Here is a 20,276-nt window from a genome sequence, read left to right as displayed (position 1 = left end):
GCAATTTTACGGGTTGGGGGTATCTGCCTGCCGGGCGCGCGTGATCATCACGGCCAGCAGCGTGAGCAGGGCCGCGGCCCCGCCGGTGTGCGCCAGTGCCGCCAGCAGGGGCCAACCGAGCACGACGTTGCCCAGGCCGGTGGCGACCTGCCACGTCACCGCCACGCCGAGCGCCAGCGCCCAGCGGGGCCCGGCCGGGTCCGTGCTGTGGTGCAGCGCCCAGATCAGGCTGGTCATCGCGACGAGCAGCACGGCGGCGCCGATGCGGTGCACCACGTGGATGGCGGTGAGCGCCGCGAATGACAGGGCTTCGCCGTCGCGCCCCACGCCCAGCTCACGCAGCACGGCGAAGCCGTGGTGGAAGTCCATCGGCGGCCACCACTGGCCCTGGCAGGTCGGGAAGTCGGTGCACACCAGCACCGCATAGTTGGTGCTGACCCAGCCACCCAGGGTGACTTGCAGCACCGTGAGCCCGGCGACGACCCAGGCCAGGCGCCGAACGCCAGGCGCCAGCTGAAGAGGCCGGCGCAGATGCGCCTGCGTCTGCGCCGCCAGCAGCACGAGGAGGCCGAGACCGCCGAGCAGGTGCAGGGTCACGATCGCCGGGTAGAGCTTCATCGTGACGGTGAGCGCGCCGAACGCCCCCTGCAGGCAGACCCAGACGAAGGTGAAGGTGGGCCACCAGGGAGAGACGGCTTGCGGCTCACGCCGCCGGTGCGAGCGCCACGCCGCGATCATCAACACCGTGATGAGCACGCCGACGCCGGTTGCCAGGTAGCGGTGGATCATCTCGATCCAGGCTTTGCCGCGCGTCACCGGGCCGTCCGGCATCGCCGCTTCGGCCGAACGGATGTCGGCATGCGCGCCGATCGGGCTCGCGCTGCCATAGCAACCGGGCCAGTCGGGACAGCCGAGACCCGAGTCGCTCAGGCGGGTGAAGGCGCCGAAGAGCACCAGGTCGAAGGTGAGGAAGAGCGTCAGCACCGTCAGCGCCTTGCAGCGCGCACCCGCGCCCGCGCCGCGGTGCCGCCAGGACACCCAGGCCAGCGGCACCAGCGCGAGCAGCACACCCACGAGCGCGAGCAGCGCCAGCGGGGCGAAGTCATAGGCAGGGGGAGCGTTGGGCGGCATGTCTCAGCGCCCCGCGTTGTCCCACGATGCCGACGCCCGCAGCAGCTTCTCCAGGTCGCGCTTGACCTTGGCGGGCTGCGGGTCAGCCGGGAATCGCATCATCCAGTTGCCCATGGGATCGACGACATAGAAGTGATCCGCCAGGGCATGGCCTGCCGCCGGCTTGAGCCAGTCGGCCAGGGCCTCGGCCGGTACGCGCAGCACCGTGGCTTCGGCGCCCTTCGGGTTGATCGCCGCGAGCACCTCCGGCCGCGGCGCCGCGCCATCGGGAATCAGCCACACCTTGTCCACTCGATCTTTCTCGCGGCCCAGGGTCTCGCGCAGCTGGCGCTGCAGGTAGAGCGTCTTCTCGCAGGCGGCATCGCAGGCGCCGCCCGCGACCGCCACGAGCAGCCACTGGCCCTTCAGCGAACTGGCCGGCACCGGCTCGCCGGTGAGGCTCTGCAGCGGCAGGGACGGCAAGCTGCGCTGCGGATCGATCAGCTCGCCATAGTTCGTGCGACCACCCGGCCGCACCACGTAGTAGGTGAAGTACGACGCGATGACCGGCGCGGCACACACCGCCAGCACCATCAGCATCTGCAGGCGGCCCGACAGCCGGCGCCGCTCCGGCGCCAGGTTCGGCAGCGTGTGCACCGTCAGGCTCAGGCCCTCAGCGGGCTCGGGACGGGAGTCGGGGACGGATGAGTTGGAACCAGACATACAGACCTGTCATCAGCGCGCAAAGCGCAAACCATTGAAATGCGTAACCGTGGTGCTTCTGGATGTCCACGGCCGGAGCCGGCCAGTCGCGCCGCAGGCCATCGCCTGCAGCGGCGGGCGAGCCCTCGACCTGGACCACCGAAAGCGGGCGCAGCGCCAGGCCGGTTTCCAGGGCGAACTGCGCCACATCGAGATTCTGTCGGATCGGCCCGCTGGCCGCGGTGCCGTCGAATTCGTAGAGCCGGCCCGGGGGCGGCGCCACCTGCCCCAGCACCTCCACGGGGCCCTCGGGGGTCGGCACCTCCGGCACGATCTGGCGGTCCCGGATGTCGCGCGGGGCCCATCCCCGCTGCACCAGCACCGCGCCGGCGTCGCCCGGCAGCCGAAGCGGCGTGACGACGAAAAAGCCGGGCTGGCCCTTCATCTGGCGGTTCTCGAGGAACAGCGTGTGGCTGGGCACCCACTCACCGCGCAGGCGAACCCGGCGGTAGTGCTGGCCGACGGCCTCCTCGGCCGATGCCGCCAGTGCCGAAGGCGCCAGCGCCGGCTCCCCGGCCCGCGCATCGAGCGCGGCCTGCAGCGCGGCTTTCTGCCCTGCGCGATCGAGTTGCCACAGCCCGAGGCGGGCCGTGACGGCGACGCCCACCAGCGTGGCCAGCAGCACGACGGCTTGGCGCCAGCGCGGTCCGCGCGGTGCCATGGGCGCCCTCATGGCCGCACCGGCGCGCCCGGCCCCGCAGTGGAATAATCAGCCGCCATGAAATACCTCGTCGGCATTGCCTTTGTCTTGATCATCGGCGCGCTCGTGGCCGCCGGCTTCTTCATGATGCGAGGCGGCAAGGGCGATGCGCCCAAGTCGCGCAACATGGCCCGTGCGCTCGCCGTGCGGGTGGGCCTGTCGATCCTCGTCTTCGTGCTCATCCTCATCAGCTACCAGCTGGGCTGGATCGAACCCACCGGCGTGCCGGTGCGGCGCTGAATCCGGCAGCGCACCGCGACGCACCACCCCGCCAAGCAAAAAGGAGCGCCCTTCGGCGCTCCTTTTCGTTGGCGGACGCCGCCTGCGTCAGAGCCAGTAGACGATGACGTACAGGCCGAGCCAGACCACGTCGACGAAGTGCCAGTACCAGGCCGCGCCTTCGAAGCCGAAGTGACGTTGCGGGGTGAAGTGGCCCTTCTGCAGGCGCAGGGTGATGAACAGCAGCATCAGCATGCCGACGAACACGTGGAAACCGTGGAAGCCGGTCAGCATGTAGAACGTGGAGCCGTAAACGCCGGAGGTGAGCTTCAGGTTCAGGTCGTTGTAGGCATGGAAATACTCGTAGCCTTGCAGCCCCAGGAACAGGATGCCGAGGATCACCGTGGCCCACATCCAGCCAATGGTCTTGGCGCGGTGGCCGGCGATCAGTGCGTGGTGGGCGATCGTGAGCGTCACGCCCGAGGTCAGCAGCAGCGCGGTGTTGATGGTCGGGATGGGCCACGGGCCCATGGTGGTGAAGGCTTCGACGTTGCCGGCCGGTGCAGCGGTGTAGCCCGGGACCGAGCTCGGCCAGAAGGCCTTGAAGTCCGGCCACAGGATGGCGTTCTCGAGGCTGCCGAGGCTGGGCACCGAGTAGACGCGCGCCCAGTACAGGGCGCCGAAGAAGGCGCCGAAGAACATCACCTCGGAGAAGATGAACCAGGCCATGCTCCAGCGGTAGGAGACATCGATGCGGTCGCTGTAGAGGCCGCTTTCGCTCTCGCGGATCGAGTCACCGAACCACTGCTTCAGGACGAAGGCCCACCACAGCAGGCCGAAGGCCAGCGAGTAGGCGCCCCACTGGTGGCCGTTGACCCACTGGCCGGCACCCAGGATCACGAAGAAGAGGCCGACGGCTGCCATGACCGGATGGCGCGACGGCCCCGGAACGAAGTAGTAAGGCGCTTGGCCGTGATGTGTCGCTGCCGACATGTTTTTCTCCTGCGATTCTGACTTTGCTTGGAACCTGTGTGCGTCGACGGCGATTCCCCTGCCGTCGGCGCGCATTCTTCATTTCACTGGCTTGTGTCCCGCTGGCGCCCTCAAGCCGCCACCCCGCTTGCAATGACCCACTGAACGAGCAGCACCAGCACGACCACGAACAACACGGCGGCCATCAGCCCGGCGATGATCAGGTGGACGGGGTTCAACTGACCCACGTCCTTCTCCCATTCGGCCGACTTGCGCACGCCGAAGAAGGACCACCCGACCGCGCGCAAGGTCTGCCAGAACGACAGCTTGCGCCGCACCGCCGACTTGAGGCCGTCGCTCACGACTGCGGCTCCTTCGAGGCCGTGACCGCCACGCGGTCGGTGGCCTTGCCCGCAGGCGCGGCCGGCACCTTGCCGCCCACCTCGAAGAAGGTGTACGACAGGGTGATGGTGCGAACGTCCTTGGGCAACTTCGGGTCGACGACGAACACGACCGGCCACTGCTTCGACTCACCCGCCTTCAGCGTGTACTCGTTGAAGCAGAAGCACTCGACCTTGTTGAAGTGCGCCATCGCCTGCTTGGGCGCGTAGCTCGGGATCGCCTGCGCCGCCATCGTGCGGTCCTGGATGTTCCGGAACTCGTACATGACCGTGGCCATCTCGCCCGGGTGCACGTCGATCGAGCGCACGGCCGGCTTGAAGTCCCACGGGCCGCGGGCGTTGGCGTCGAACTCGACCGTGATGGTGCGCGAGGTGTCGACCTGGGTGTTCAGCTTCTGGCCGGTGTGGCCGGACGTGATGAGCTCGGAGCGCGCCAGGTTGTTGATGCCCAGCGCGTTGCAGATGGCGTCGTACATCGGCACCAGCGCATAGCCGAAGCCGAACATCAACCCGACGATGACGGCCAGCTTGCCGAACATGCGCCGGTTGTCGCGCCCGAGCAGGGCGGTCTTGGAGTCGGGGGACGTCGCCATGGCCTGCGCTTCAGCGACCGAAGAACACCATCCGGGCCAGGAAGCCCAGGAAGAAGATCAGCGCGATCGACGCGAGGATTAACCCCAGTCGCCGGTTGTTCTTCTTCTGTTCGGTGCTCATGACCATGACGACGCTCCGTCCGCTCAGGCGACGATCTTGTTGGCCGCGGCGTTCAGCTTGGGCGGGTTCTCGAAGGTGTGGAACGGCGCCGGCGACGGCACTTCCCACTCCAGGCCTTCGGCACCGTCCCAGGGCTTCTGCGGTGCAGGCTCACCCTTGCCGCGCATGCAAGGCAGCACGACGGCGAGGAAGAAGTACACCTGCATCAGGCCGAAGCCGAAGGCACCCACGGTGGCCAGGGCGTTGAAGTCGGCGAACTGCATCGGGTAGTCGGCGTAGCGACGCGGCATGCCGGCCAGACCCAGGAAGTGCATCGGGAAGAAGGTCACGTTGAAGGTGATCAGCGAGCCCCAGAAGTGGAACTTGCCGCGCGCCTCGGAGTACATGACACCCGTCCACTTGGGCAGCCAGAAGTAGGCGCCGGCGAACATGGCGTACAGCGAGCCGGCCACGAGCACGTAGTGGAAGTGGGCCACGACGTAGTAGGTGTCCTGCAGCTGGATGTCGATCGGGGCCATCGACAGGATCAGGCCGGTGAAGCCGCCGATCGAGAACACGAAGATGAAGCCCACGGCGAACAGCATCGGGGTCTCGAAGGTCATCGAGCCGCGCCACATGGTGGCGACCCAGTTGAAGATCTTCACGCCCGTGGGCACCGAGATCAGCATGGTGGCGTACATGAAGAACAGCTGGCCGGTGACGGGCATGCCGGTGGCATACATGTGGTGGGCCCACACGATGAACGACAGGATGGCGATCGACGCGGTGGCGTACACCATCGAGGTGTAGCCGAACAGGCGCTTGCGGGCGAAGGCCGGCACGACGTGGCTGACGATGCCGAACGCCGGCAGGATCATGATGTACACCTCGGGGTGGCCGAAGAACCAGAAGATGTGCTGGTACATGATCGGGTCACCGCCGCCGGCGGGGTTGAAGAAGCTGGTGCCGAAGTGGCGGTCGGTCAGCGTCATCGTGATCGCGCCGGCCAACACCGGCATCACGGCGATCAGCAGGTAGGCGGTGATGAGCCAGGTCCAGCAGAACATCGGCATCTTCATCAGCGTCATGCCAGGGGCGCGCATGTTGAGGATGGTCACGATGATGTTGATCGAGCCCATGATGGAGCTGGCGCCGAGGATGTGCATCGCGAAGATGCCGGCGTCCATCGAGGGGCCCATCTGCAGCGTGAGCGGCGCGTAGAGCGTCCAGCCCGCGGCGGGCGCGCCACCGGGCATGAAGAACGACGCCACCAGCATGATGGCCGCGGGAATCATCAGCCAGAAGCTGAAGTTGTTCATCCGCGCGAATGCCATGTCGCTGGCACCGATCTGCAGCGGGATCATCCAGTTCGCAAAGCCCACGAAAGCCGGCATGATCGCGCCGAACACCATGATCAGGCCGTGCATGGTGGTCAGCTGGTTGAACAGCTGCGGGTTCACGACCTGCAGGCCGGGCTGGAACAGCTCGGCACGGATCAGCAGCGCGAGCACGCCGCCGATCATCAGCATCGTGAACGAGAACAGCAGGTACAGCGTCCCGATGTCCTTGTGGTTGGTCGCGAACACCCAGCGACGCCATCCGTGGGGATGGTCATGGGCGTGGTCGTGGCCGTGGTCACCGGCAACGTGGCCGTGGGGGTTGAGTACTGCACTCATGGGGTCTTCCTTTTAGGCGCGGTTCGGTGACGGATTACTTGCGGAGCGCCGCAACATCCTTCGGCTGCACCAGTTGCCCGGTCTTGTTGGACCAGCTGTTCTTCGTGTAGGTGATGACGGCCGCGATCTCGGTGTCGCTCAGCTGCTTCCACGAGGGCATGCCGGGCGGAATGCCGTTGAGCACCACGTTGATTTCCTTGGTGATGTCGGCGTCGAGCACGATCGGCGAACCGTCGAGCGCCTTGATCGGGCCGGCGCCCTTGCCGTTGGCCTGGTGGCAGGCCGCGCAGTTGGCGTACACCTTCTCGCCGCGGGCCATCAGGTCGGGCAGGGTCCAGACCTTGTTCGGATCGTCGGCCTTGGCGGCGAGTTCCTTCTTCTTGGCTTCGGTCCAGGCGGTGTAGTCGGCGGCCGACAGCACCTTCACGTGGATCGGCATGTAGGCGTGTTCCTTGCCGCACAGCTCGGCGCACTGGCCGTAGAAGTCGCCGGTCAGGGTGGCGCGGAACCAGGTGTCGCGCACGAAGCCCGGGATGGCATCCTGCTTGATGCCGAAGGCCGGCACCATGAAGGCGTGGATCACGTCGTTGGCGGTGGTGATGATGCGGATCTTCTTGTCGACCGGCACCACGAGCGGGTTGTCGACCTTCAGGAGGTAGTCGTCACCGACCGGCTTGCCGGCGTCGGAGGCCTCGCGCTGCGTGGCGTCCAGGGTGGACAGGAAGCCGATGCCCTCGCCTTCACCCTTGAGGTAGTCGTAACCCCACTTCCACTGGTAGCCGGTCGCCTTGATGGTGAGGTCGGCGGCGCTGGTGTCCTTCATGGCCACGACGACCTTGGTCGCCGGCAGGGCCATGCCGATCACGATGAGGAAGGGGATGACCGTCCAGATGATCTCGACGGTGGTGCTTTCGTGGAAGTTCGCGGACTTGGCGCCCTTGGACTTGCGGTGCTTGATGATCGAATAGAACATCACGCCGAACACGCCGACGAAGATCACCGTGCAGATGATCAGCATGAAGTTGTGCAGCCACTGCTGCTCGGAGGCGATCTGGGTGACCGGGGGGTGCAGATCGATCTGGTTCACCGCCGGCCCGCCCCGCAGGTCGTTCACGGCCATGGCCGCGGTGCTGCCCAGCGTGATGCACGCTGCCAGGCAGAGCTGACTGGCCTTGTGCCAAACGGGCCGCAGTGAGTTCGTCATCTTCATCATGGTCGTTCTAGTTTCCAAATTCACATCGATGCCGGCTTCGGCCCACCCTGGTGCCAGCGGCGAAGTGCCAAGCGCAACTCCTCGGCCAGCTGGCGGCGCTGCTCCGGGGCGACGAATCGCCCCACCGCAATGCGCCGACCCTGGCCCGACAGCTCGATCAGGGAGCGGTCGTCATGCTCGGGTTCGACCCGCACCCACGCCGGCTGGAACTCGACCCGCTCCACGTGCGACCCGCTCGCACGCTCGACGGTCAAGCGATCTCCGCGCAACACGATGCATTCGCGGTCGCTGGCATGGCGGGCGACCGCCCAGCCGATACCACCGATCAGCATCAGTTGCGCCCAGGCCACCGGCATCACCACCCGGGCACCTTCGGCCCAGAACGAGGACGCCACGGCCAGCGACGCGGCGCACAGGACGGCATAGGCGATCAACGCCCCGATCCGACCTGCACGACGATTGGCGGCTGCCCGCTCGAGGACCCAGTCCACGGACCAGTCGGACCCTTCAGCCGCACGACCGGGCGACGACGTCTCGCGGCCGAAGCGGAATCCGGAACGGATGCCTCCCGTGGGCCAGGCGATGGACGAAGTGGTAGCGGACATGCAGAGGTCGGGGCCGGCGATTCACCGCCAGACCGGCGGCCGGGCGACCGGCGAGCGCATTCTGGGGGCGAACGTGTGTCGTTCAAGCCCGCCAGTTTAACGCAGGCGCAAGCCCGACACTCAAGTTCAAGTGTCGCGCTTGCGCACAAGCGTGCGCATTTGCTCCAGCGAGACCGTGGTCTCGCTGCTTCTCGCAGGGCGAGGAGGCGCTTTGAAGGCATGCCCGTAGGCCACCTCGAAACGCATGTGCAAGCGGCCATCGGGGCCGCGCAACGCGTTCAGTTCATCGACCAGGCGCTGACGCCAGCGCGGCGTTCGCAGCCCGGCGAAGCGGCTCGGTGACGCGTTGCCCCCGAGCCCGCGGAGTTCCGCGAGCAAAGCCTCGGCGTCGGGCCAGCTGAGCCGGAGCGTCTCCTGGTCCATGACGGGGTCGGCAAACCCCGCGTGGACCAGCATGTCGCCCAGGTCATGCATGTCGATGAACTCCGCCATGGCGGGCGGCCAGCCCAGCCGCGCGTACAGGTCGCGAAGTTCCCGCAACGTGTCGGGCCCGAGGCACGAGAACATCACGAAGCCATCGACGGCCAGCGCACGGTGCCAGCGGTCAAGCACGGCCGTAGGATCCCACACCCCGTGCAGCATCATGTTGGCCCAGATCAACTGAGCGCCATTCGGCGACAAGTCATCCGCTGAAACCACCTCGACGCCGGTCCCGCGCTGCCATGGCCAACGCCCCGCCCGGGCCGCCTTGCGGCTGCGCTCACGCAGGCCTTCGGTCGGTTCGACGACGATTCGGCGCGCCCGTGGATAGGTATCGGCCAGTGCCTGCCCGCCTGCGCCGGCAAAGCCCCACCAGTCGACGACGACCTCGGGCTTCAAGCGGATGATGCCAAGCCGCTCGGCCATGCGGCGGGCCACCTCTCCATGCAGCCAGGGCGGCCCGTCGGCCCGCACCAGGCGGTTGAGCACCGTGAGCACGCGCCGCAGGTCGAGGGGCCGTCGAGGCGTGGTGGTTTCGGGCGGGGTGTTGGCGGCTTCGGTCATCGGGCGGCCAGTATATTGACCGGGTGCCCTTCCCCCGCTTGCGCTTCGACATCCCGAGTTGCCTTCCGAGTCTCTGCGCGGTGTGCCACGGCTGGGGACGGACGCGCCTCTGCGACGCCTGCATCCGGCGTTTCGCCGAGACCTCCCCCCGCTGCGGCCATTGCGCCCTTCGCGTGCCGGCCGCCCACCTCACCTGCGGGCACTGCCTTGCCGCGCCGCCCGCCTTCGACCGCGCCGTCGCCGCCGTCGACTACGCCCACCCTTGGGGCGGCCTGCTGGTCGACTTCAAGTTCCATGGCGCACTCGACCTCGCCGGGGCCCTGGCCGCCCGGCTGCGCCACGCCGTGGCCCAGGCGGCGGGGCCGCCGCCCGAGTTGCTGCTGCCGGTGCCCCTCAGTGCCGCGCGCCTGCGCGAACGCGGCTTCAACCAGGCCTGGGAGCTGGCGCGCCGCCTCGGGTTTCCCGCCCGCCCGGACATCGTGCTGCGCACGCGCGAGACGCCGCGCCAGGCCGACCTGCCGCTGGCGGATCGCGCCGCCAACCTGAGAGGCGCGTTCGCCGTGAGGCCCGGACGGCGGGCATGGGTCGCGGGTCGCCGCATCGGCATCGTCGACGACGTGCTGACGAGTGGCGCCACCGCGGCGGCACTCGCCACCACGCTGCGCCAGGCCGGTGCCGCCGAAGTGCAGGTGTGGGCCGTGGCACGCACGCCGATGCCGGGCGACTGAACCCCGGATCGCACGCGTGCCGGTGCAGCAGGCCGCGGCACAATCGCCGGATGTTCAACATCGTCCTCGTCCACCCGGAGATCCCGCCCAACACGGGCAACGTCATCCGGCTCGCCGCCAACACCGGCTGCAGACTGCACCTCATCGAACCGCTCGGATTCTCGATGGACGACCGCCAGCTGCGCCGCGCCGGCCTTGACTACCACGAGTACGCGCCGGTGCAGGCGCATGCCTCCTGGGAGGCGTTCCTGGCCGAGGCGCAGCCCGCGCCCGACCGGCTCTTCGCCTTCACCACGCGAGGCAGTCACCTCATCGCCGAACAGCGCTGGCAAGCGGGGGACTGGTTCATCTTCGGCGCCGAGACGGCCGGCCTGCCCGCCGCGCTGCGCGAGCAGCTGCCAGAGGCGCAGCGCGTGCGCCTGCCGATGCGGCCGGGCCAGCGCAGCCTGAACCTGAGCAACGCGGTGGCGGTGGTGGTGTTCGACGCCTGGCGGCAGCAAGGGTACGCAGGCGGCGCCTGACACAGCGTCAACCGCTGCGTCGCCCGATCAAGGGTCGGGTAAACGCCTGCACCATGCCCCGGGTTGCCCGCTAGGCCGCAGCGTCAATGGGCCGCAATCCCTGCCCGTGGCCGCGAGGTCCCTACTCCGCCTCCACGCCCGCCAGCTTGATGACGCGGCCCCAGCGCTCCCGTTCGGTGGCCATCAACTGGCGCAACGCCTCGGGGGTCGTGCCGGCCGCGGTGAAGTAGTGGGCCAGCAGCCGCGTGCGGAACTCATCGCCCTTGATGATGCGGATGAGTGCCTGGGACATGCGCTCGATCACGGGTGCGGGCGTGCCGGCCGGGGCCAGCACCGCCTGCCACGAGATGGCTTCGAAGCCGGCGTGCCCCTGTTCGGCCAATGTCGGCATCTCGGGCAGCGCGGCCACGCGGCCCAGGCTCGTGACCCCCAATGCACGGAGCTTGCCCGCGCGCACCTGGGCCATGGCCAGACCGGGCACCATGAAGCTCGCCTGCACATCGCCCGCGAGCAGGGCGTTCAGCACCTGCGGGAATCCGGCATACGGCACATGCACCAGGTCCAGGCCGGCACGGCGACGGAACCACTCCATGGCCAGGTGGGATGCGCTTCCGTTGCCCACGCTGCCATAGTTGAGCGCGCCGCGACGCTCGCGTGCCAGTTGCACGAACGCCGCCAGGGACTGCGTGCCGAGCCGCGGATCGACGACCAGCACGTTCGGCGAGGTCGCCACCAGGGAGACGGGGGCCAGGTCGCGCACCGGGTCATACGGCAGGTGCCGGGCCAACAGGGGGGCAGTGACCAGCGGGCCCTGGATCGTGAACAGCCAGGTCGAGCCGTCGGCGCGAGCCTTGGCCGCCGCGCCGGTGCCGATGTTGCCGCCGGCGCCAGGGCGGTTGTCGATGACGATCGGCTGGCCCAGTGAACGCGCGAGCGGCTCGGTGAGCAGTCGCGCCACGATGTCGGGTGAGCTGCCGGGCGGGAACGGCACGATGAAGCGGAGCGGCTGGTCAGGCCAGGTGCGCGCCACCGCGTTCAGGCCGAGGGGCGCAAGGCCCGCACCGATCAACCACTGGCGCCTTTTCATGGGCTGCATCCTTCTTCCGTTGGCGTGAACGCCCGCTCCGCGGGCCTCAGACTTCGCGAGCCGCCTCGCGGCCCATCAGCGACTGGATGGCCTGCTGCGGCGTGAGCCGGCCTTCGAGTACCTCGACCACCGCTTCGGTGATCGGCATCGTCACCTGGCAGGCGCGCGCCCGCTGGAGCACCGTCGCCGCGCAGGCCACGCCTTCGGCCACATGGCCGAGCTCCTGCAGGATGCGCGCGAGCGGCAGCCCCTGGGCAAGCAGCAGCCCGACCTTGCGGTTGCGCGACAGGTCACCGGTGGCGGTGAGCACCAGATCCCCGAGGCCGCTCAGGCCCATGAAGGTCTCGGCGCGCGCACCGAGGGCAAGGCCCAGGCGCGTGATCTCGGCCAGGCCGCGCGTGATGAGTGCAGCCCGGGCATTGAGGCCGAGCTGCAGGCCGTCGGCAATGCCGGTGGCGATGGCCAGCACGTTCTTCACGGCACCGCCCACCTCCACCCCGACGGGATCGCTCGACGCGTAGATGCGAAGCCGGTCACTGTGCAGCACGTCGATGGCCAGGCGGGCGAGGCTTTCGTCCGCGCTGGCGGCCACGAGGGCGGCCGGCTGCCCGCGCGCCACTTCGAGCGCGAAGCTCGGCCCCGACAGGATGCCCACGCGCGTCAGCTCGGGCCGCACGGCCTGGGCCACTTCATGCCCCAGGCGACCGGTGCCTCCCTGGAAGCCCTTGCACAGCCACAGCACGCCGAGCGCATCGGCCGGCAGGCGTTCGAGCATGCCCTGCAGGCCGGCCATGGGTGTGCCGATGATGATGAGCCCCTGGCGCGCATGCGCCACCGCCGCATCGAAGTCATCGGTGACCTGCAAGGCGTCGGGCAACGCCACGCCGGGCAGGTAGCGGGTGTTTTCGCAAACCGCGGCGATGGCCGCGGCCTGCGCCGGATCACGGGCCCACAAGCGCGTGGCGTGGCGGGGCGCCACGCTCACGGCCAGGGCCGTGCCCCAGGCACCGGCCCCGAGAACGGAAACGTTCATCGTCCGATCAGTTGGGGGCGCCGGCCGCTGCCTGCTGCTGTTGCTGCGCCTCGTACATGGCCTGGAAGTTGACTTCAGACAGCAGCACCGGCGGGAAGCCAGCGCGGGTGCAGATGTCGGACACGACGGCGCGCAGGTACGGGTACACGATCTGCGGGCAGGCGATGCCGAGGATGGGCTGCAGCTGGTCTTGCGGAATGTTGCGGATCTCGAAGATGCCGGCCTGCTTGGCTTCCACCAGGAACAGCGTCTTGTCGTTGACGGTGGTCGTGACCGTGGCGGTGACGCTCACCTCGTACATGCCCTCGCCCACCGGGTCGACAGCCAGGCCGAGGTTGATGTCGACGTGCGGCTGGCTCTGCTCGAGGAAGATCATCGGCGAGTTCGGCTGCTCGAGCGACAGGTCCTTCAGGTACAGGCGCTGGATCTGGAACACGGGGGTCTGGTCGTTGTCTGCCATGGGGTCGTCCTCAGTCACAAAAAAAGGCCCGCAACCGGAGGCTGCGGGCGGTGTGCGGGGCATTATCCATGAGCCCCGCGTCGCGTCGATCGGCATGCCCCCCGACCGGCCGGGGCTGCGGCCGCAGGTCGGGGGCCGAGCGCGCGTCAGCCGTTCAGCAGGGGCAGCAGGCCACCGCGCTGGTCAAGCGCGAACAGGTCGTCGCAGCCACCGACGTGGGTGTCGCCGATGAAGATCTGCGGCACCGTGCGACGGCCGGTCAGTTCCATCATGGTGGCGCGCTGCGAGGGGTCTTCGTCGATGCGGATCTCATCGATGGTCTCGACGCCGCGCGCCTTGAGCAGGCTCTTCGCACGGATGCAGAAGGGACAGACCTGCGTCGTGTACATCTTCACTGCTTGCATGTTGCTCGTCTCGCTGAAGGAATCAGGCCGACTTCTCGACCGGGAGGTTCGCCTCGCGCCAGGCCATCAGGCCGCCCGTCAGGGTGCGCGCGTTCTCGTAACCGAGTTTCTTCAGCATAACGACGGCCCGCGAGGCCTGCGCCCCGCGGTTGCACACCACCACCAGCGGCAAGGCCTTGTTCTTCGGCAGCAGCGTGCTCGACTCGAGCGTGGCAAGCGGAATGTTCTTCGCGTTCATCACGTGACCGGCGGCGTACTCGGCCGGGTCGCGCACGTCGATCAGCACGGCCTTCTCGCGGTTGATGAGCAGCACCGCCTCGGCCGTGCTCACACCGCCCGCTGGCGCGCCGCGGCGGATCGTCGGCCACAGGAGCAGGCCGCCCGAGACCAGGGCGATGGCAAAGAGGTACCAGGTTTCAGCAAGGAAGTTCACGGGAGCGCCCAGGGGTTGAAGGTCAAACGCGAATTATAGAATTCGCCTTCCTTCGTCCAACCGATGCCCCCTGCCATGTACAAACTCGTGCTCATTCGCCACGGCGAATCGACCTGGAACCTGGAAAACCGATTCACCGGCTGGACCGACGTCGAGCTCACTCCGACCGGCGTCGAACAGGCCAAGCAGGCCGGCCGCCTGCTGAAGGCCGAGGGCTACGATTTCGACGTGGCCTACACCTCCGTGCTCAAGCGCGCCATCTGGACGCTCTGGCACACGCTGGACCAGATGGACCGCACGTGGCTGCCGGTCGTCAACAGCTGGCGCCTCAACGAGCGTCACTACGGCGGCCTGCAAGGCCTCAACAAGGCCGAGACGGCCAAGCAGTACGGCGACGAGCAGGTGCTGATCTGGCGCCGCAGCTACGACACGCCGCCGCCGGCGCTCGAGGCGAACGACACGCGCGGCCAACGCCAGGACATCCGCTACGCCAAGCTGAACCCGAACGACATTCCGCTGACCGAATGCCTGAAGGACACGGTGGCGCGCGTGCTGCCGTTCTGGAACGAGAGCATCGCCCCCGCCATCAAGTCGGGCCAGCGCATCGTCATCGCCGCGCACGGCAACAGCATCCGCGCGCTGGTGAAGTACCTCGACAACATCGCGGACGACGACATCGTCGGCGTCAACATCCCCAACGGCATCCCGCTCGTCTACGAGCTCGACGCGGACCTCAAGCCCATCAAGAGCTACTACCTGGGCGACGAGGAAGCCGCCAAGAAGGCAGCGGCCGCGGTCGCGAGCCAAGGCAAGGCCTGAGTCGGGCCGCGGGGCGGCGAGCCCCCGCCCTTCTCCGCGCCAACGGGGCGAGCCCGGCCTCGAGCCGCCCGAACGGTCAGATGCCGTACAGCCGCTCCGGCGGCACCCGCTCAACCAGCGTCTTGTCGGCCACCAGGCCAACGATGGCGAACTCCGGGCGGGCGGTGTCGCGGCGCACCGTGTGGATGGTCGGCACGCCCGCCCGGTCGGTGATGGCCGAGGCGAGCGGGGCCGCCGCCTGTACCCCACGCCGCACGACGACCGCGTACTCGCCGTTGCGCAGGGTGACGAACTCACCCGGCGGATAGATCCCGAACTCCTTGATGATCGCCATGGCCATGGGCGAGCCTTCCGTGCCGCGGAAGAGCTGGCGCTGCGCCTCCTGCACCCCCAGCGCGGCGCGCATGGCGCGCGGGCTGATCTTCGCGAGGAACACGTCGGCCAGGCGAAGGGCCTGTGCCGGCGGCACGATCTCGGTCAGGCCTGCGGGGTAACCGGTGCCGTCCGGCTGCTCGTGGTGTTGCCGCACCGCTGCGAGCCATTCGGCATCGGAGACGCCCGCCGCCTGCAGCATCGCGGCGCCTGCGACCGGATGAGCCCGCACGATGACATGCTGCTCCGGCGTGATGCCCACGCCCTGGGCTGCCATGCGCCCTTGCAGCGGCAAGGTGGCGATGTTCATGGTCAGGGCCGCCTTCACCAGGGTGAGGACCTGCGCGGCCGGCCAGCCCATGCGCCGCGCCATCAGCAGGACGACGACCGCGGTGTGCGTCGCATGGGTCAGCGGGTACACCGAGAAGCGCCGCGGGTTCTGTCGCACGGCCAGGAAGATGGCGATGTCCGGGTCGCGATCGACCAGCGCCACGAGGTGGGTGGCCACCGCCTCCACCCGGGCCACGAATCCCTCGGGCTCGGACGCCGACTTGAGGACGCGCTCCAGCTCCCAGAGCAGCTTCTCCCACAGCGCGAACAAGGTGGCAGGGTGATTCGAGGCCGACTGCTGCGCCGCACGTGCGGCCGCGGCAGCCGCCGCCGCTGCACGCACTTCACTGGCGTCGACCGTGGCGCCACGTGCCAGCAGCGCGTCCAGTTGCGCACTGTCGTGCAGCACCTGTCCACGGGCCAGCAGCAGCTGGCCGCTCGCGTCACGCACACCCCAGGGCAACGCGACGCCCAATTGAACCTGCGACTGGACGAGCCTGAGCAATTGCATGCCACCTCCCTCGCGGCCGTCGCGGGCAGAGCCCGAGCAAGACGTCCGTAAAGGACTTATCGGCCCAAGCGGCGAAAGCTGTAACGGAAGGTGTCTCAGTGAAGTCCCTTGCCAAGGCGTCACGCTGGAGACAGGTAGTCCACCCGATGCCTTTGTTGCACACTCGTGCATAAAGTGGGCGAACAACATCACGACACGGAGACTCCCCATGCGCGCAGCCCACCCGCCCCGGCCCACCCTCACCAGCCGGTTGATCGGCGCCTTGCTGGCCAGCGCCAGCCTGTCGGCCGCCTGCGGTGGCGGGGGCGATGACGCGCCCGCACCCGTCTCGGGCGAACTGGCCATCGAAACGGTCTCCGTGGCCAGTGCGGCCCGGCCGGCCGGCACGCCGGGGTCCGAGGGCGTCGTCGTCGCCGCGGACAGCAAGCTGGCCGTCCAGTTCGGTCGCACCGACGTGAACCTGAACAACGTGCGCTACACCCGCTACGCTTTGAAGGCGAATGCGGGCCGGCCGGTCGATGCCGTGCTGGTGGCCGTGCCGGGCACCCTGGCTGCGTCGCACAGCTACATCGTGTTGGCCGAGAACCTGGTCGCCCGCATGTGGAAGGACCACGGCAAGGTCGTCGAGCTCTGGGGCGTGGACCGTCGCTCCGTGCAGCTGCAGGACATGGTCGGCCTGCAGATCGCCGAACAGGCCCGCAGCCCTCTGACCGCGCTCAACTTCCTGTACGGCGACGCGCTCGGCCTGCCGCTCGACCCGAAGCTCACCCGGCGCGCGGTGTTCTACGAGGGCACCGACGTGCCCTTCATGGCCAACTGGACGCCCCAGGTCCATTCGTTCGACATCGATGCGGTCGTCGAGCGTGCCCGCGCGGGGGCACGCAACGGCACGGTGTTCCTCGGCGGGCACTCGGCCGGCACGGGCTTCGTCGCCCGCTACGCCGCCACCGATTTCAACCTCACCGGCACCGGACCGGCTCAGCCCGGCTATGCCAAGCTTGCCGGCCTTGTGCTGTTCGAGGGTCCCGGCGGCTCGCTGGCCGCCACGCCCCCCACCGCAGCGCAGCTCGATGCGGTCATCGCGGCGGCCGAGGGTGGCCTCTACGCCGCGGTAGCCGCCGGCACGGAGCCGGCCTTCGTCTCGCGCCCCGGGCTCACGCCGCGCGTGAACGCCTCCACCGAGGTCTCGGGCATGCAGATCGAGTTCGAAGGCACGATCAACGGCAGCCAGGCGCTGCTGCAGGCCGACCAGGGCGGCGTGGCGGGCAACAACGTCTACGCCCGCGTGAGCGACTTCAATCCGCGTGCCTTCCCCGTCACGGCCGGAGCGGCGCTCGGCAGCTTCATGGACGACGACAACGTCGAGCGCACGGTGTTCTATTCGATCTCGCTCGGCTATCTCGGCGATGCGCGGGCCGACGGCACGCGCATCTGGCTCGACAACACCGACCCGCTGCCGGCCGCGGCATTCCGCGACTTCGGCCCGATGCCGGCGACCGTGAGCCTGGCCACCCCGGCCTGGGGCAAGGAGGTCGAGCCCACGAGCCTCAAGCGCTTCGCCCGCGCCTTCTTCCTCGGCGACACGACCTACAGCGACTGGTACTACCCGAGCACCGGCCTGCTGATCGGCAACTCACCCACGGGTGGAGCCAACCTGGGACTCGATACCAGCGCGCTGTCCCTGCCCGTCGCCCAGGGTGGGCGTGGCCGCGCAGACATCGTCAACCAGACGCAGGCGCGCAAGATCGACATTCCGGTCATCGCGTTCGGCGGCACCAACGGCCTGACGCCGGTGGCCGGCATCTGGCGCGGGTTTGCCGAGGCCATCGCGCCGTGCGCCGCACCGAGCTGCACCGCCGGCACGCCGCGCACGCCGGCCGGCCAGGCACCGTTGGCCGCCGCGCGCACCTACGGCGATGTGGCGGGCGGCTTCGAAGTGCACTTGAGCGAGGGCTACACCCACGTCGACGTGCTGACCGCCAACGACGACGCCAGCAACAACGTCGTGCGGCCGCTGGCGGCCTTCATGCAGCGCAACCAGCGCTGAACATGGCGCGCCGACGGACCTGCGTGGGCATGGCCCGCGCACGGTTCAGCGGTGGGCGGGGGCGGACGGGTCGATGCCGAGCGCCGCGGCGATGTCGCCGCGCAGCCGCTCGCCGAGCGCACGCCGCTCCCAGCCTTCTGTCGGCACGGCGGGCAGGCGCTGCACCTGCACTTCCAGCCCGCGGGCGCGCACGATGAGCCACAGGGATTCGAGCAGGGTCATCTCGCCGACGAAGGCGGCCGCCCGGCTCACCGGCTCGCCGGCGTCGCGGTAGCGCAGCGCGACGGCCTGCACCGGCGTGTGCGTCGCGATCGCGGCCTGCAACAGGTTGGCGTGGAAAGGCAGCAACCCGTGGCCATCGCTCGTGGTGCCTTCGGGGAACATGGCGACGATGTCGCCGTCCTGCAGGGAGGCGGCCACCTGGTGCACCACCCGCATCGCATCGCGCTTGCGTTCACGCTCGATGAAGAGGGTGCCGCCGCAGGCCACCATCCAGCCGATGACGGGCCACTTGCGGATGTCCGCCTTCGACACGAAGCGCGCCGGCAGGGCCGCGTCCATGGCGAGGATATCGAGCCACGACACATGGTTGGCCGCCAGCAGCACCGGGCCCGGGTGCGCCGCGCCTTCGGTGACGACGCGGATGCCCATGGCGCCGAGCGTCAGGTCGCAGAAGCGGCCCACATGCGCCATCCGACGGGCCGGACTGCAGAAGGGAAAGATGAAGAGGCAGGTCAGCAGCCCGCGCACGAGCATGGCGAGGCAGGCGGCCAGCCGCCAGGCCGAGCGCGCGAGGCTCACCTGGGCGGGCGGGGAAGCGTCTGCCGCCACCAGGCTCGTCATGCCGCCTCGTAGGCGACGTGTCCGGCCACGAGCGTGGTACGCACCCGTCCGGGCAGCTCCATGCCGGCGAACGGCGAGTGCTTGCCCTGGCTGCGCAAGGCGCGCGGCTCCACCGTCCAGCGGGCGCCGGCATCGAACAGGCAGAGGTCGGCCATGCCGCCCTCCACGAGGCGGCCCGCGCTCGACGACAGCGAGCCCAGTGCATCGCCGAGCACGCGCACCGGCGCGCAGGTGACGGTGCCGAGCGCCTTCGACAGGCCCGCGCCGCTCTCCTCGCCCCACTTGAGCGCCAGGCTCAGCAGCAGCTCGAGGCCGGTGGCGCCCGGCTCCGCCTCGGCGAACGGCAGGTTCTTGGCGTCCTCGTCGACCGGCGTGTGGTCGCTCACGAGCGCGTCGATGGTCCCGTCGGCCAGGGCCGCTCGGATGGCATCGCGGTCGCGCTGCTGGCGCAGCGGCGGGGTGAGGCGCATGGCGGCGTTGAAGTAGCCGATGTCCATGTCGATCAGGTGCAGGTGGTTCACGCTCACGTCGCAGGTGACCGGGAGGCCCTCGGCCTTGGCCCGGCGCACGAGTTCGATGCCGGCGGCGCTGCTCAGGCGGCACAGGTGCACCCGCGCGCCGGTCACCCGCATCAGTTCGAAGATCGTGTGCAGGGCGATGGTCTCGGCCACGACCGGCACCCCGGACAGGCCGAGCCGGGTCGCCAGCGCACCGCTTGCGGCCACACCCTTGCCCAGGTGCGCATCCTGCGGGCGCAGCCAGACGGTGTAGCCGAAGGTGGAGGCGTACTGCAGCGCCCGCTGCAGCACCATGGTGTCGGCCAGCGGCACCTCGGCCTGCGAGAAGCCGACGCAGCCGGCTTCGGTGAGCTCGGCCATCTCGGTCAGCACCTCGCCGGCCAGGCCCCGGGTGAGCGTGCCCAGGGGATAGAGGTGGGCCTGGTTCAGGTTGCGGGCGCGGAACTTGAGCATCTCGACCAGCCCGGGCTCGTCGAGCGGCGGGTCGGTGTCGGGCGGGCACACGAGGCTCGTGACGCCGCCGGCCACCGCCGCAGCCATCTCGGACTCGAGCATGCCCTCGTGCTCGTAGCCGGGCTCGCGCAGGCGCGCGGCCAGGTCGACGAGGCCCGGGGCCACGACCAGGCCGGTGGCGTCAAGCGTGCGGGTGGGATGGAAATCGGGACTGACCTTGCCGAGCGCCACGACACGGCCGGCGGCGATCGCCACGTCGCCCGGCTCGTCGCGGCCGGTGGCCGGGTCGACGAGGCGGCCGTTCTGGATGAGGATCTTCATG

At 69.1% G+C, this 20,276-nt stretch carries 24 protein-coding genes; 5 read left to right on the top strand and 19 right to left on the bottom strand.

Annotation, left to right across the window (positions count from 1 at the left end; genetic code table 11):
* Positions 1–6: 6 nt before the first annotated feature.
* Genes ACSQ2F_RS01645 through ACSQ2F_RS01635 form a run of 3 tightly spaced genes read right to left on the bottom strand, consistent with a single transcriptional unit; the run spans position 7 to position 2,533 of the window.
* A complete protein-coding gene (locus tag ACSQ2F_RS01645; RefSeq protein ID WP_436019116.1) occupies positions 7–1,131 on the bottom strand; it encodes a COX15/CtaA family protein in 1,125 nt (374 codons plus the stop codon).
* 3 nt (positions 1,132–1,134) lie between these two features.
* Positions 1,135–1,833, bottom strand: coding sequence for an SCO family protein (locus ACSQ2F_RS01640; RefSeq protein ID WP_436019114.1), 699 nt, complete (start codon positions 1,831–1,833; stop codon positions 1,135–1,137).
* The gene (locus ACSQ2F_RS01635) at positions 1,784–2,533 is read right to left on the bottom strand and encodes an SURF1 family protein (protein WP_436019112.1); all 750 of its coding nucleotides are present in this window, start codon (positions 2,531–2,533) and stop codon (positions 1,784–1,786) included. The genes ACSQ2F_RS01640 and ACSQ2F_RS01635 overlap by 50 nt, the downstream gene beginning before the upstream one ends.
* Positions 2,534–2,590: 57 nt before the next feature.
* On the opposite strand from ACSQ2F_RS01635, the gene ACSQ2F_RS01630 reads away from it, so the two are divergent.
* Positions 2,591–2,812: a twin transmembrane helix small protein gene (locus ACSQ2F_RS01630; protein ID WP_436019110.1), complete on the top strand. Its 222-nt coding sequence runs from the start codon at positions 2,591–2,593 to the stop codon at positions 2,810–2,812.
* 87 nt (positions 2,813–2,899) lie between these two features.
* Here the strand turns inward: ACSQ2F_RS01630 and ACSQ2F_RS01625 are convergent, their stop codons facing one another.
* The 8 genes from ACSQ2F_RS01625 to ACSQ2F_RS01590 all read right to left on the bottom strand — a co-directional run bounded on the left by ACSQ2F_RS01625 (position 2,900) and on the right by ACSQ2F_RS01590 (position 9,395).
* Entirely contained in the window at positions 2,900–3,784 is an 885-nt protein-coding gene (locus ACSQ2F_RS01625) for a cytochrome c oxidase subunit 3 (protein ID WP_436019108.1), read from the bottom strand.
* A gap of 110 nt (positions 3,785–3,894) precedes the next feature.
* The gene (locus ACSQ2F_RS01620; protein WP_436019106.1) at positions 3,895–4,125 is read right to left on the bottom strand and encodes a DUF2970 domain-containing protein; all 231 of its coding nucleotides are present in this window, start codon (positions 4,123–4,125) and stop codon (positions 3,895–3,897) included.
* Positions 4,122–4,757, bottom strand: a complete 636-nt coding sequence (locus tag ACSQ2F_RS01615) for a cytochrome c oxidase assembly protein (RefSeq protein ID WP_436019104.1) — start codon at positions 4,755–4,757, stop codon at positions 4,122–4,124. The genes ACSQ2F_RS01620 and ACSQ2F_RS01615 overlap by 4 nt, the downstream gene beginning before the upstream one ends.
* A gap of 10 nt (positions 4,758–4,767) precedes the next feature.
* Positions 4,768–4,878 carry a cytochrome oxidase small assembly protein gene (locus ACSQ2F_RS01610; RefSeq protein WP_436026695.1) on the bottom strand — a complete coding sequence of 37 codons (111 nt, stop codon included), beginning with the start codon at positions 4,876–4,878 and terminating at the stop codon, positions 4,768–4,770.
* Between the two features lie 23 nt (positions 4,879–4,901).
* The gene (gene ctaD / locus ACSQ2F_RS01605) at positions 4,902–6,533 is read right to left on the bottom strand and encodes a cytochrome c oxidase subunit I (protein ID WP_436019102.1); all 1,632 of its coding nucleotides are present in this window, start codon (positions 6,531–6,533) and stop codon (positions 4,902–4,904) included.
* Positions 6,534–6,567: 34 nt separating this feature from the next.
* Entirely contained in the window at positions 6,568–7,737 is a 1,170-nt protein-coding gene (coxB, locus tag ACSQ2F_RS01600; protein ID WP_436019100.1) for a cytochrome c oxidase subunit II, read from the bottom strand.
* A gap of 29 nt (positions 7,738–7,766) precedes the next feature.
* On the bottom strand, positions 7,767–8,351 hold the full coding sequence (locus tag ACSQ2F_RS01595) for a DUF2244 domain-containing protein (protein WP_436019098.1): 585 nt from the start codon (positions 8,349–8,351) through the stop codon (positions 7,767–7,769).
* 126 nt (positions 8,352–8,477) lie between these two features.
* On the bottom strand, positions 8,478–9,395 hold the full coding sequence (locus ACSQ2F_RS01590; protein WP_436019096.1) for a class I SAM-dependent methyltransferase: 918 nt from the start codon (positions 9,393–9,395) through the stop codon (positions 8,478–8,480).
* Between the two features lie 23 nt (positions 9,396–9,418).
* On the opposite strand from ACSQ2F_RS01590, the gene ACSQ2F_RS01585 reads away from it, so the two are divergent.
* Positions 9,419–10,123: a ComF family protein gene (locus ACSQ2F_RS01585; RefSeq protein ID WP_436019094.1), complete on the top strand. Its 705-nt coding sequence runs from the start codon at positions 9,419–9,421 to the stop codon at positions 10,121–10,123.
* A 50-nt stretch (positions 10,124–10,173) separates the two neighbouring features.
* Positions 10,174–10,644: a tRNA (uridine(34)/cytosine(34)/5-carboxymethylaminomethyluridine(34)-2'-O)-methyltransferase TrmL gene (trmL, locus tag ACSQ2F_RS01580; protein WP_436019092.1), complete on the top strand. Its 471-nt coding sequence runs from the start codon at positions 10,174–10,176 to the stop codon at positions 10,642–10,644.
* Positions 10,645–10,765: 121 nt separating this feature from the next.
* On the opposite strand, the gene ACSQ2F_RS01575 is transcribed toward trmL, so the two are convergent.
* The 5 genes from ACSQ2F_RS01575 to ACSQ2F_RS01555 form a co-directional block, all read right to left on the bottom strand.
* Entirely contained in the window at positions 10,766–11,731 is a 966-nt protein-coding gene (locus ACSQ2F_RS01575) for a Bug family tripartite tricarboxylate transporter substrate binding protein (RefSeq protein WP_436019090.1), read from the bottom strand.
* A 46-nt stretch (positions 11,732–11,777) separates the two neighbouring features.
* Positions 11,778–12,764 (bottom strand): NAD(P)H-dependent glycerol-3-phosphate dehydrogenase, encoded by a 987-nt coding sequence (locus ACSQ2F_RS01570; protein ID WP_436019088.1) that lies wholly within the window; start codon positions 12,762–12,764, stop codon positions 11,778–11,780.
* A gap of 7 nt (positions 12,765–12,771) precedes the next feature.
* Positions 12,772–13,224 carry a protein-export chaperone SecB gene (secB, locus tag ACSQ2F_RS01565; RefSeq protein WP_436019086.1) on the bottom strand — a complete coding sequence of 151 codons (453 nt, stop codon included), beginning with the start codon at positions 13,222–13,224 and terminating at the stop codon, positions 12,772–12,774.
* Positions 13,225–13,370: 146 nt separating this feature from the next.
* Positions 13,371–13,628, bottom strand: a complete 258-nt coding sequence (gene grxC, locus ACSQ2F_RS01560) for a glutaredoxin 3 (RefSeq protein ID WP_436019084.1) — start codon at positions 13,626–13,628, stop codon at positions 13,371–13,373.
* A 22-nt stretch (positions 13,629–13,650) separates the two neighbouring features.
* Positions 13,651–14,061, bottom strand: coding sequence for a rhodanese-like domain-containing protein (locus ACSQ2F_RS01555; RefSeq protein ID WP_436019082.1), 411 nt, complete (start codon positions 14,059–14,061; stop codon positions 13,651–13,653).
* A gap of 75 nt (positions 14,062–14,136) precedes the next feature.
* Between ACSQ2F_RS01555 and gpmA the strand changes: the two genes are divergently transcribed.
* Positions 14,137–14,880: a 2,3-diphosphoglycerate-dependent phosphoglycerate mutase gene (gene gpmA / locus ACSQ2F_RS01550; protein WP_436019080.1), complete on the top strand. Its 744-nt coding sequence runs from the start codon at positions 14,137–14,139 to the stop codon at positions 14,878–14,880.
* A gap of 76 nt (positions 14,881–14,956) precedes the next feature.
* Here the strand turns inward: gpmA and ACSQ2F_RS01545 are convergent, their stop codons facing one another.
* Positions 14,957–16,093, bottom strand: coding sequence for an HD-GYP domain-containing protein (locus ACSQ2F_RS01545; protein ID WP_436019078.1), 1,137 nt, complete (start codon positions 16,091–16,093; stop codon positions 14,957–14,959).
* A 208-nt stretch (positions 16,094–16,301) separates the two neighbouring features.
* Here ACSQ2F_RS01545 and ACSQ2F_RS01540 point away from each other — a divergent pair, with 208 nt between their 5' ends.
* The gene (locus tag ACSQ2F_RS01540; RefSeq protein WP_436019076.1) at positions 16,302–18,140 is read left to right on the top strand and encodes a hypothetical protein; all 1,839 of its coding nucleotides are present in this window, start codon (positions 16,302–16,304) and stop codon (positions 18,138–18,140) included.
* 45 nt (positions 18,141–18,185) lie between these two features.
* Here the strand turns inward: ACSQ2F_RS01540 and ACSQ2F_RS01535 are convergent, their stop codons facing one another.
* On the bottom strand, positions 18,186–18,983 hold the full coding sequence (locus tag ACSQ2F_RS01535) for a lysophospholipid acyltransferase family protein (RefSeq protein WP_436019074.1): 798 nt from the start codon (positions 18,981–18,983) through the stop codon (positions 18,186–18,188).
* A complete protein-coding gene (locus ACSQ2F_RS01530; protein ID WP_436019072.1) occupies positions 18,980–20,275 on the bottom strand; it encodes a dihydroorotase in 1,296 nt (431 codons plus the stop codon). The genes ACSQ2F_RS01535 and ACSQ2F_RS01530 overlap by 4 nt, the downstream gene beginning before the upstream one ends.
* Position 20,276 lies beyond the last annotated feature (1 nt).

This window comes from Rhizobacter sp. LjRoot28, assembly GCF_964253025.1.
GTDB lineage: Bacteria > Pseudomonadota > Gammaproteobacteria > Burkholderiales > Burkholderiaceae_C > Rhizobacter.
The sequence above is the reverse complement of the archived record's forward strand: the minus strand, read 5'-3'. Positions and strand labels throughout refer to the sequence as shown.

What these genes read in the sequence shown, in the direction of transcription:
- ACSQ2F_RS01645 (WP_436019116.1), bottom strand. Translation starts at nt 1,131, where the DNA reads ATGCCGCCCAACGCTCCCCCTGCCTATGACTTCGCCCCGCTGGCGCTG.
- ACSQ2F_RS01640 (WP_436019114.1), bottom strand. Translation starts at nt 1,833, where the DNA reads ATGTCTGGTTCCAACTCATCCGTCCCCGACTCCCGTCCCGAGCCCGCT.
- ACSQ2F_RS01635 (WP_436019112.1), bottom strand. Translation starts at nt 2,533, where the DNA reads ATGGCACCGCGCGGACCGCGCTGGCGCCAAGCCGTCGTGCTGCTGGCC.
- ACSQ2F_RS01630 (WP_436019110.1), top strand. Translation starts at nt 2,591, where the DNA reads ATGAAATACCTCGTCGGCATTGCCTTTGTCTTGATCATCGGCGCGCTC.
- ACSQ2F_RS01625 (WP_436019108.1), bottom strand. Translation starts at nt 3,784, where the DNA reads ATGTCGGCAGCGACACATCACGGCCAAGCGCCTTACTACTTCGTTCCG.
- ACSQ2F_RS01615 (WP_436019104.1), bottom strand. Translation starts at nt 4,757, where the DNA reads ATGGCGACGTCCCCCGACTCCAAGACCGCCCTGCTCGGGCGCGACAAC.
- ACSQ2F_RS01610 (WP_436026695.1), bottom strand. Translation starts at nt 4,878, where the DNA reads ATGAGCACCGAACAGAAGAAGAACAACCGGCGACTGGGGTTAATCCTC.
- ctaD (WP_436019102.1), bottom strand. Translation starts at nt 6,533, where the DNA reads ATGAGTGCAGTACTCAACCCCCACGGCCACGTTGCCGGTGACCACGGC.
- coxB (WP_436019100.1), bottom strand. Translation starts at nt 7,737, where the DNA reads ATGACGAACTCACTGCGGCCCGTTTGGCACAAGGCCAGTCAGCTCTGC.
- ACSQ2F_RS01595 (WP_436019098.1), bottom strand. Translation starts at nt 8,351, where the DNA reads ATGTCCGCTACCACTTCGTCCATCGCCTGGCCCACGGGAGGCATCCGT.
- ACSQ2F_RS01590 (WP_436019096.1), bottom strand. Translation starts at nt 9,395, where the DNA reads ATGACCGAAGCCGCCAACACCCCGCCCGAAACCACCACGCCTCGACGG.
- trmL (WP_436019092.1), top strand. Translation starts at nt 10,174, where the DNA reads ATGTTCAACATCGTCCTCGTCCACCCGGAGATCCCGCCCAACACGGGC.
- ACSQ2F_RS01575 (WP_436019090.1), bottom strand. Translation starts at nt 11,731, where the DNA reads ATGAAAAGGCGCCAGTGGTTGATCGGTGCGGGCCTTGCGCCCCTCGGC.
- ACSQ2F_RS01570 (WP_436019088.1), bottom strand. Translation starts at nt 12,764, where the DNA reads ATGAACGTTTCCGTTCTCGGGGCCGGTGCCTGGGGCACGGCCCTGGCC.
- secB (WP_436019086.1), bottom strand. Translation starts at nt 13,224, where the DNA reads ATGGCAGACAACGACCAGACCCCCGTGTTCCAGATCCAGCGCCTGTAC.
- grxC (WP_436019084.1), bottom strand. Translation starts at nt 13,628, where the DNA reads ATGCAAGCAGTGAAGATGTACACGACGCAGGTCTGTCCCTTCTGCATC.
- gpmA (WP_436019080.1), top strand. Translation starts at nt 14,137, where the DNA reads ATGTACAAACTCGTGCTCATTCGCCACGGCGAATCGACCTGGAACCTG.
- ACSQ2F_RS01545 (WP_436019078.1), bottom strand. Translation starts at nt 16,093, where the DNA reads ATGCAATTGCTCAGGCTCGTCCAGTCGCAGGTTCAATTGGGCGTCGCG.
- ACSQ2F_RS01540 (WP_436019076.1), top strand. Translation starts at nt 16,302, where the DNA reads ATGCGCGCAGCCCACCCGCCCCGGCCCACCCTCACCAGCCGGTTGATC.
- ACSQ2F_RS01535 (WP_436019074.1), bottom strand. Translation starts at nt 18,983, where the DNA reads ATGACGAGCCTGGTGGCGGCAGACGCTTCCCCGCCCGCCCAGGTGAGC.
- ACSQ2F_RS01530 (WP_436019072.1), bottom strand. Translation starts at nt 20,275, where the DNA reads ATGAAGATCCTCATCCAGAACGGCCGCCTCGTCGACCCGGCCACCGGC.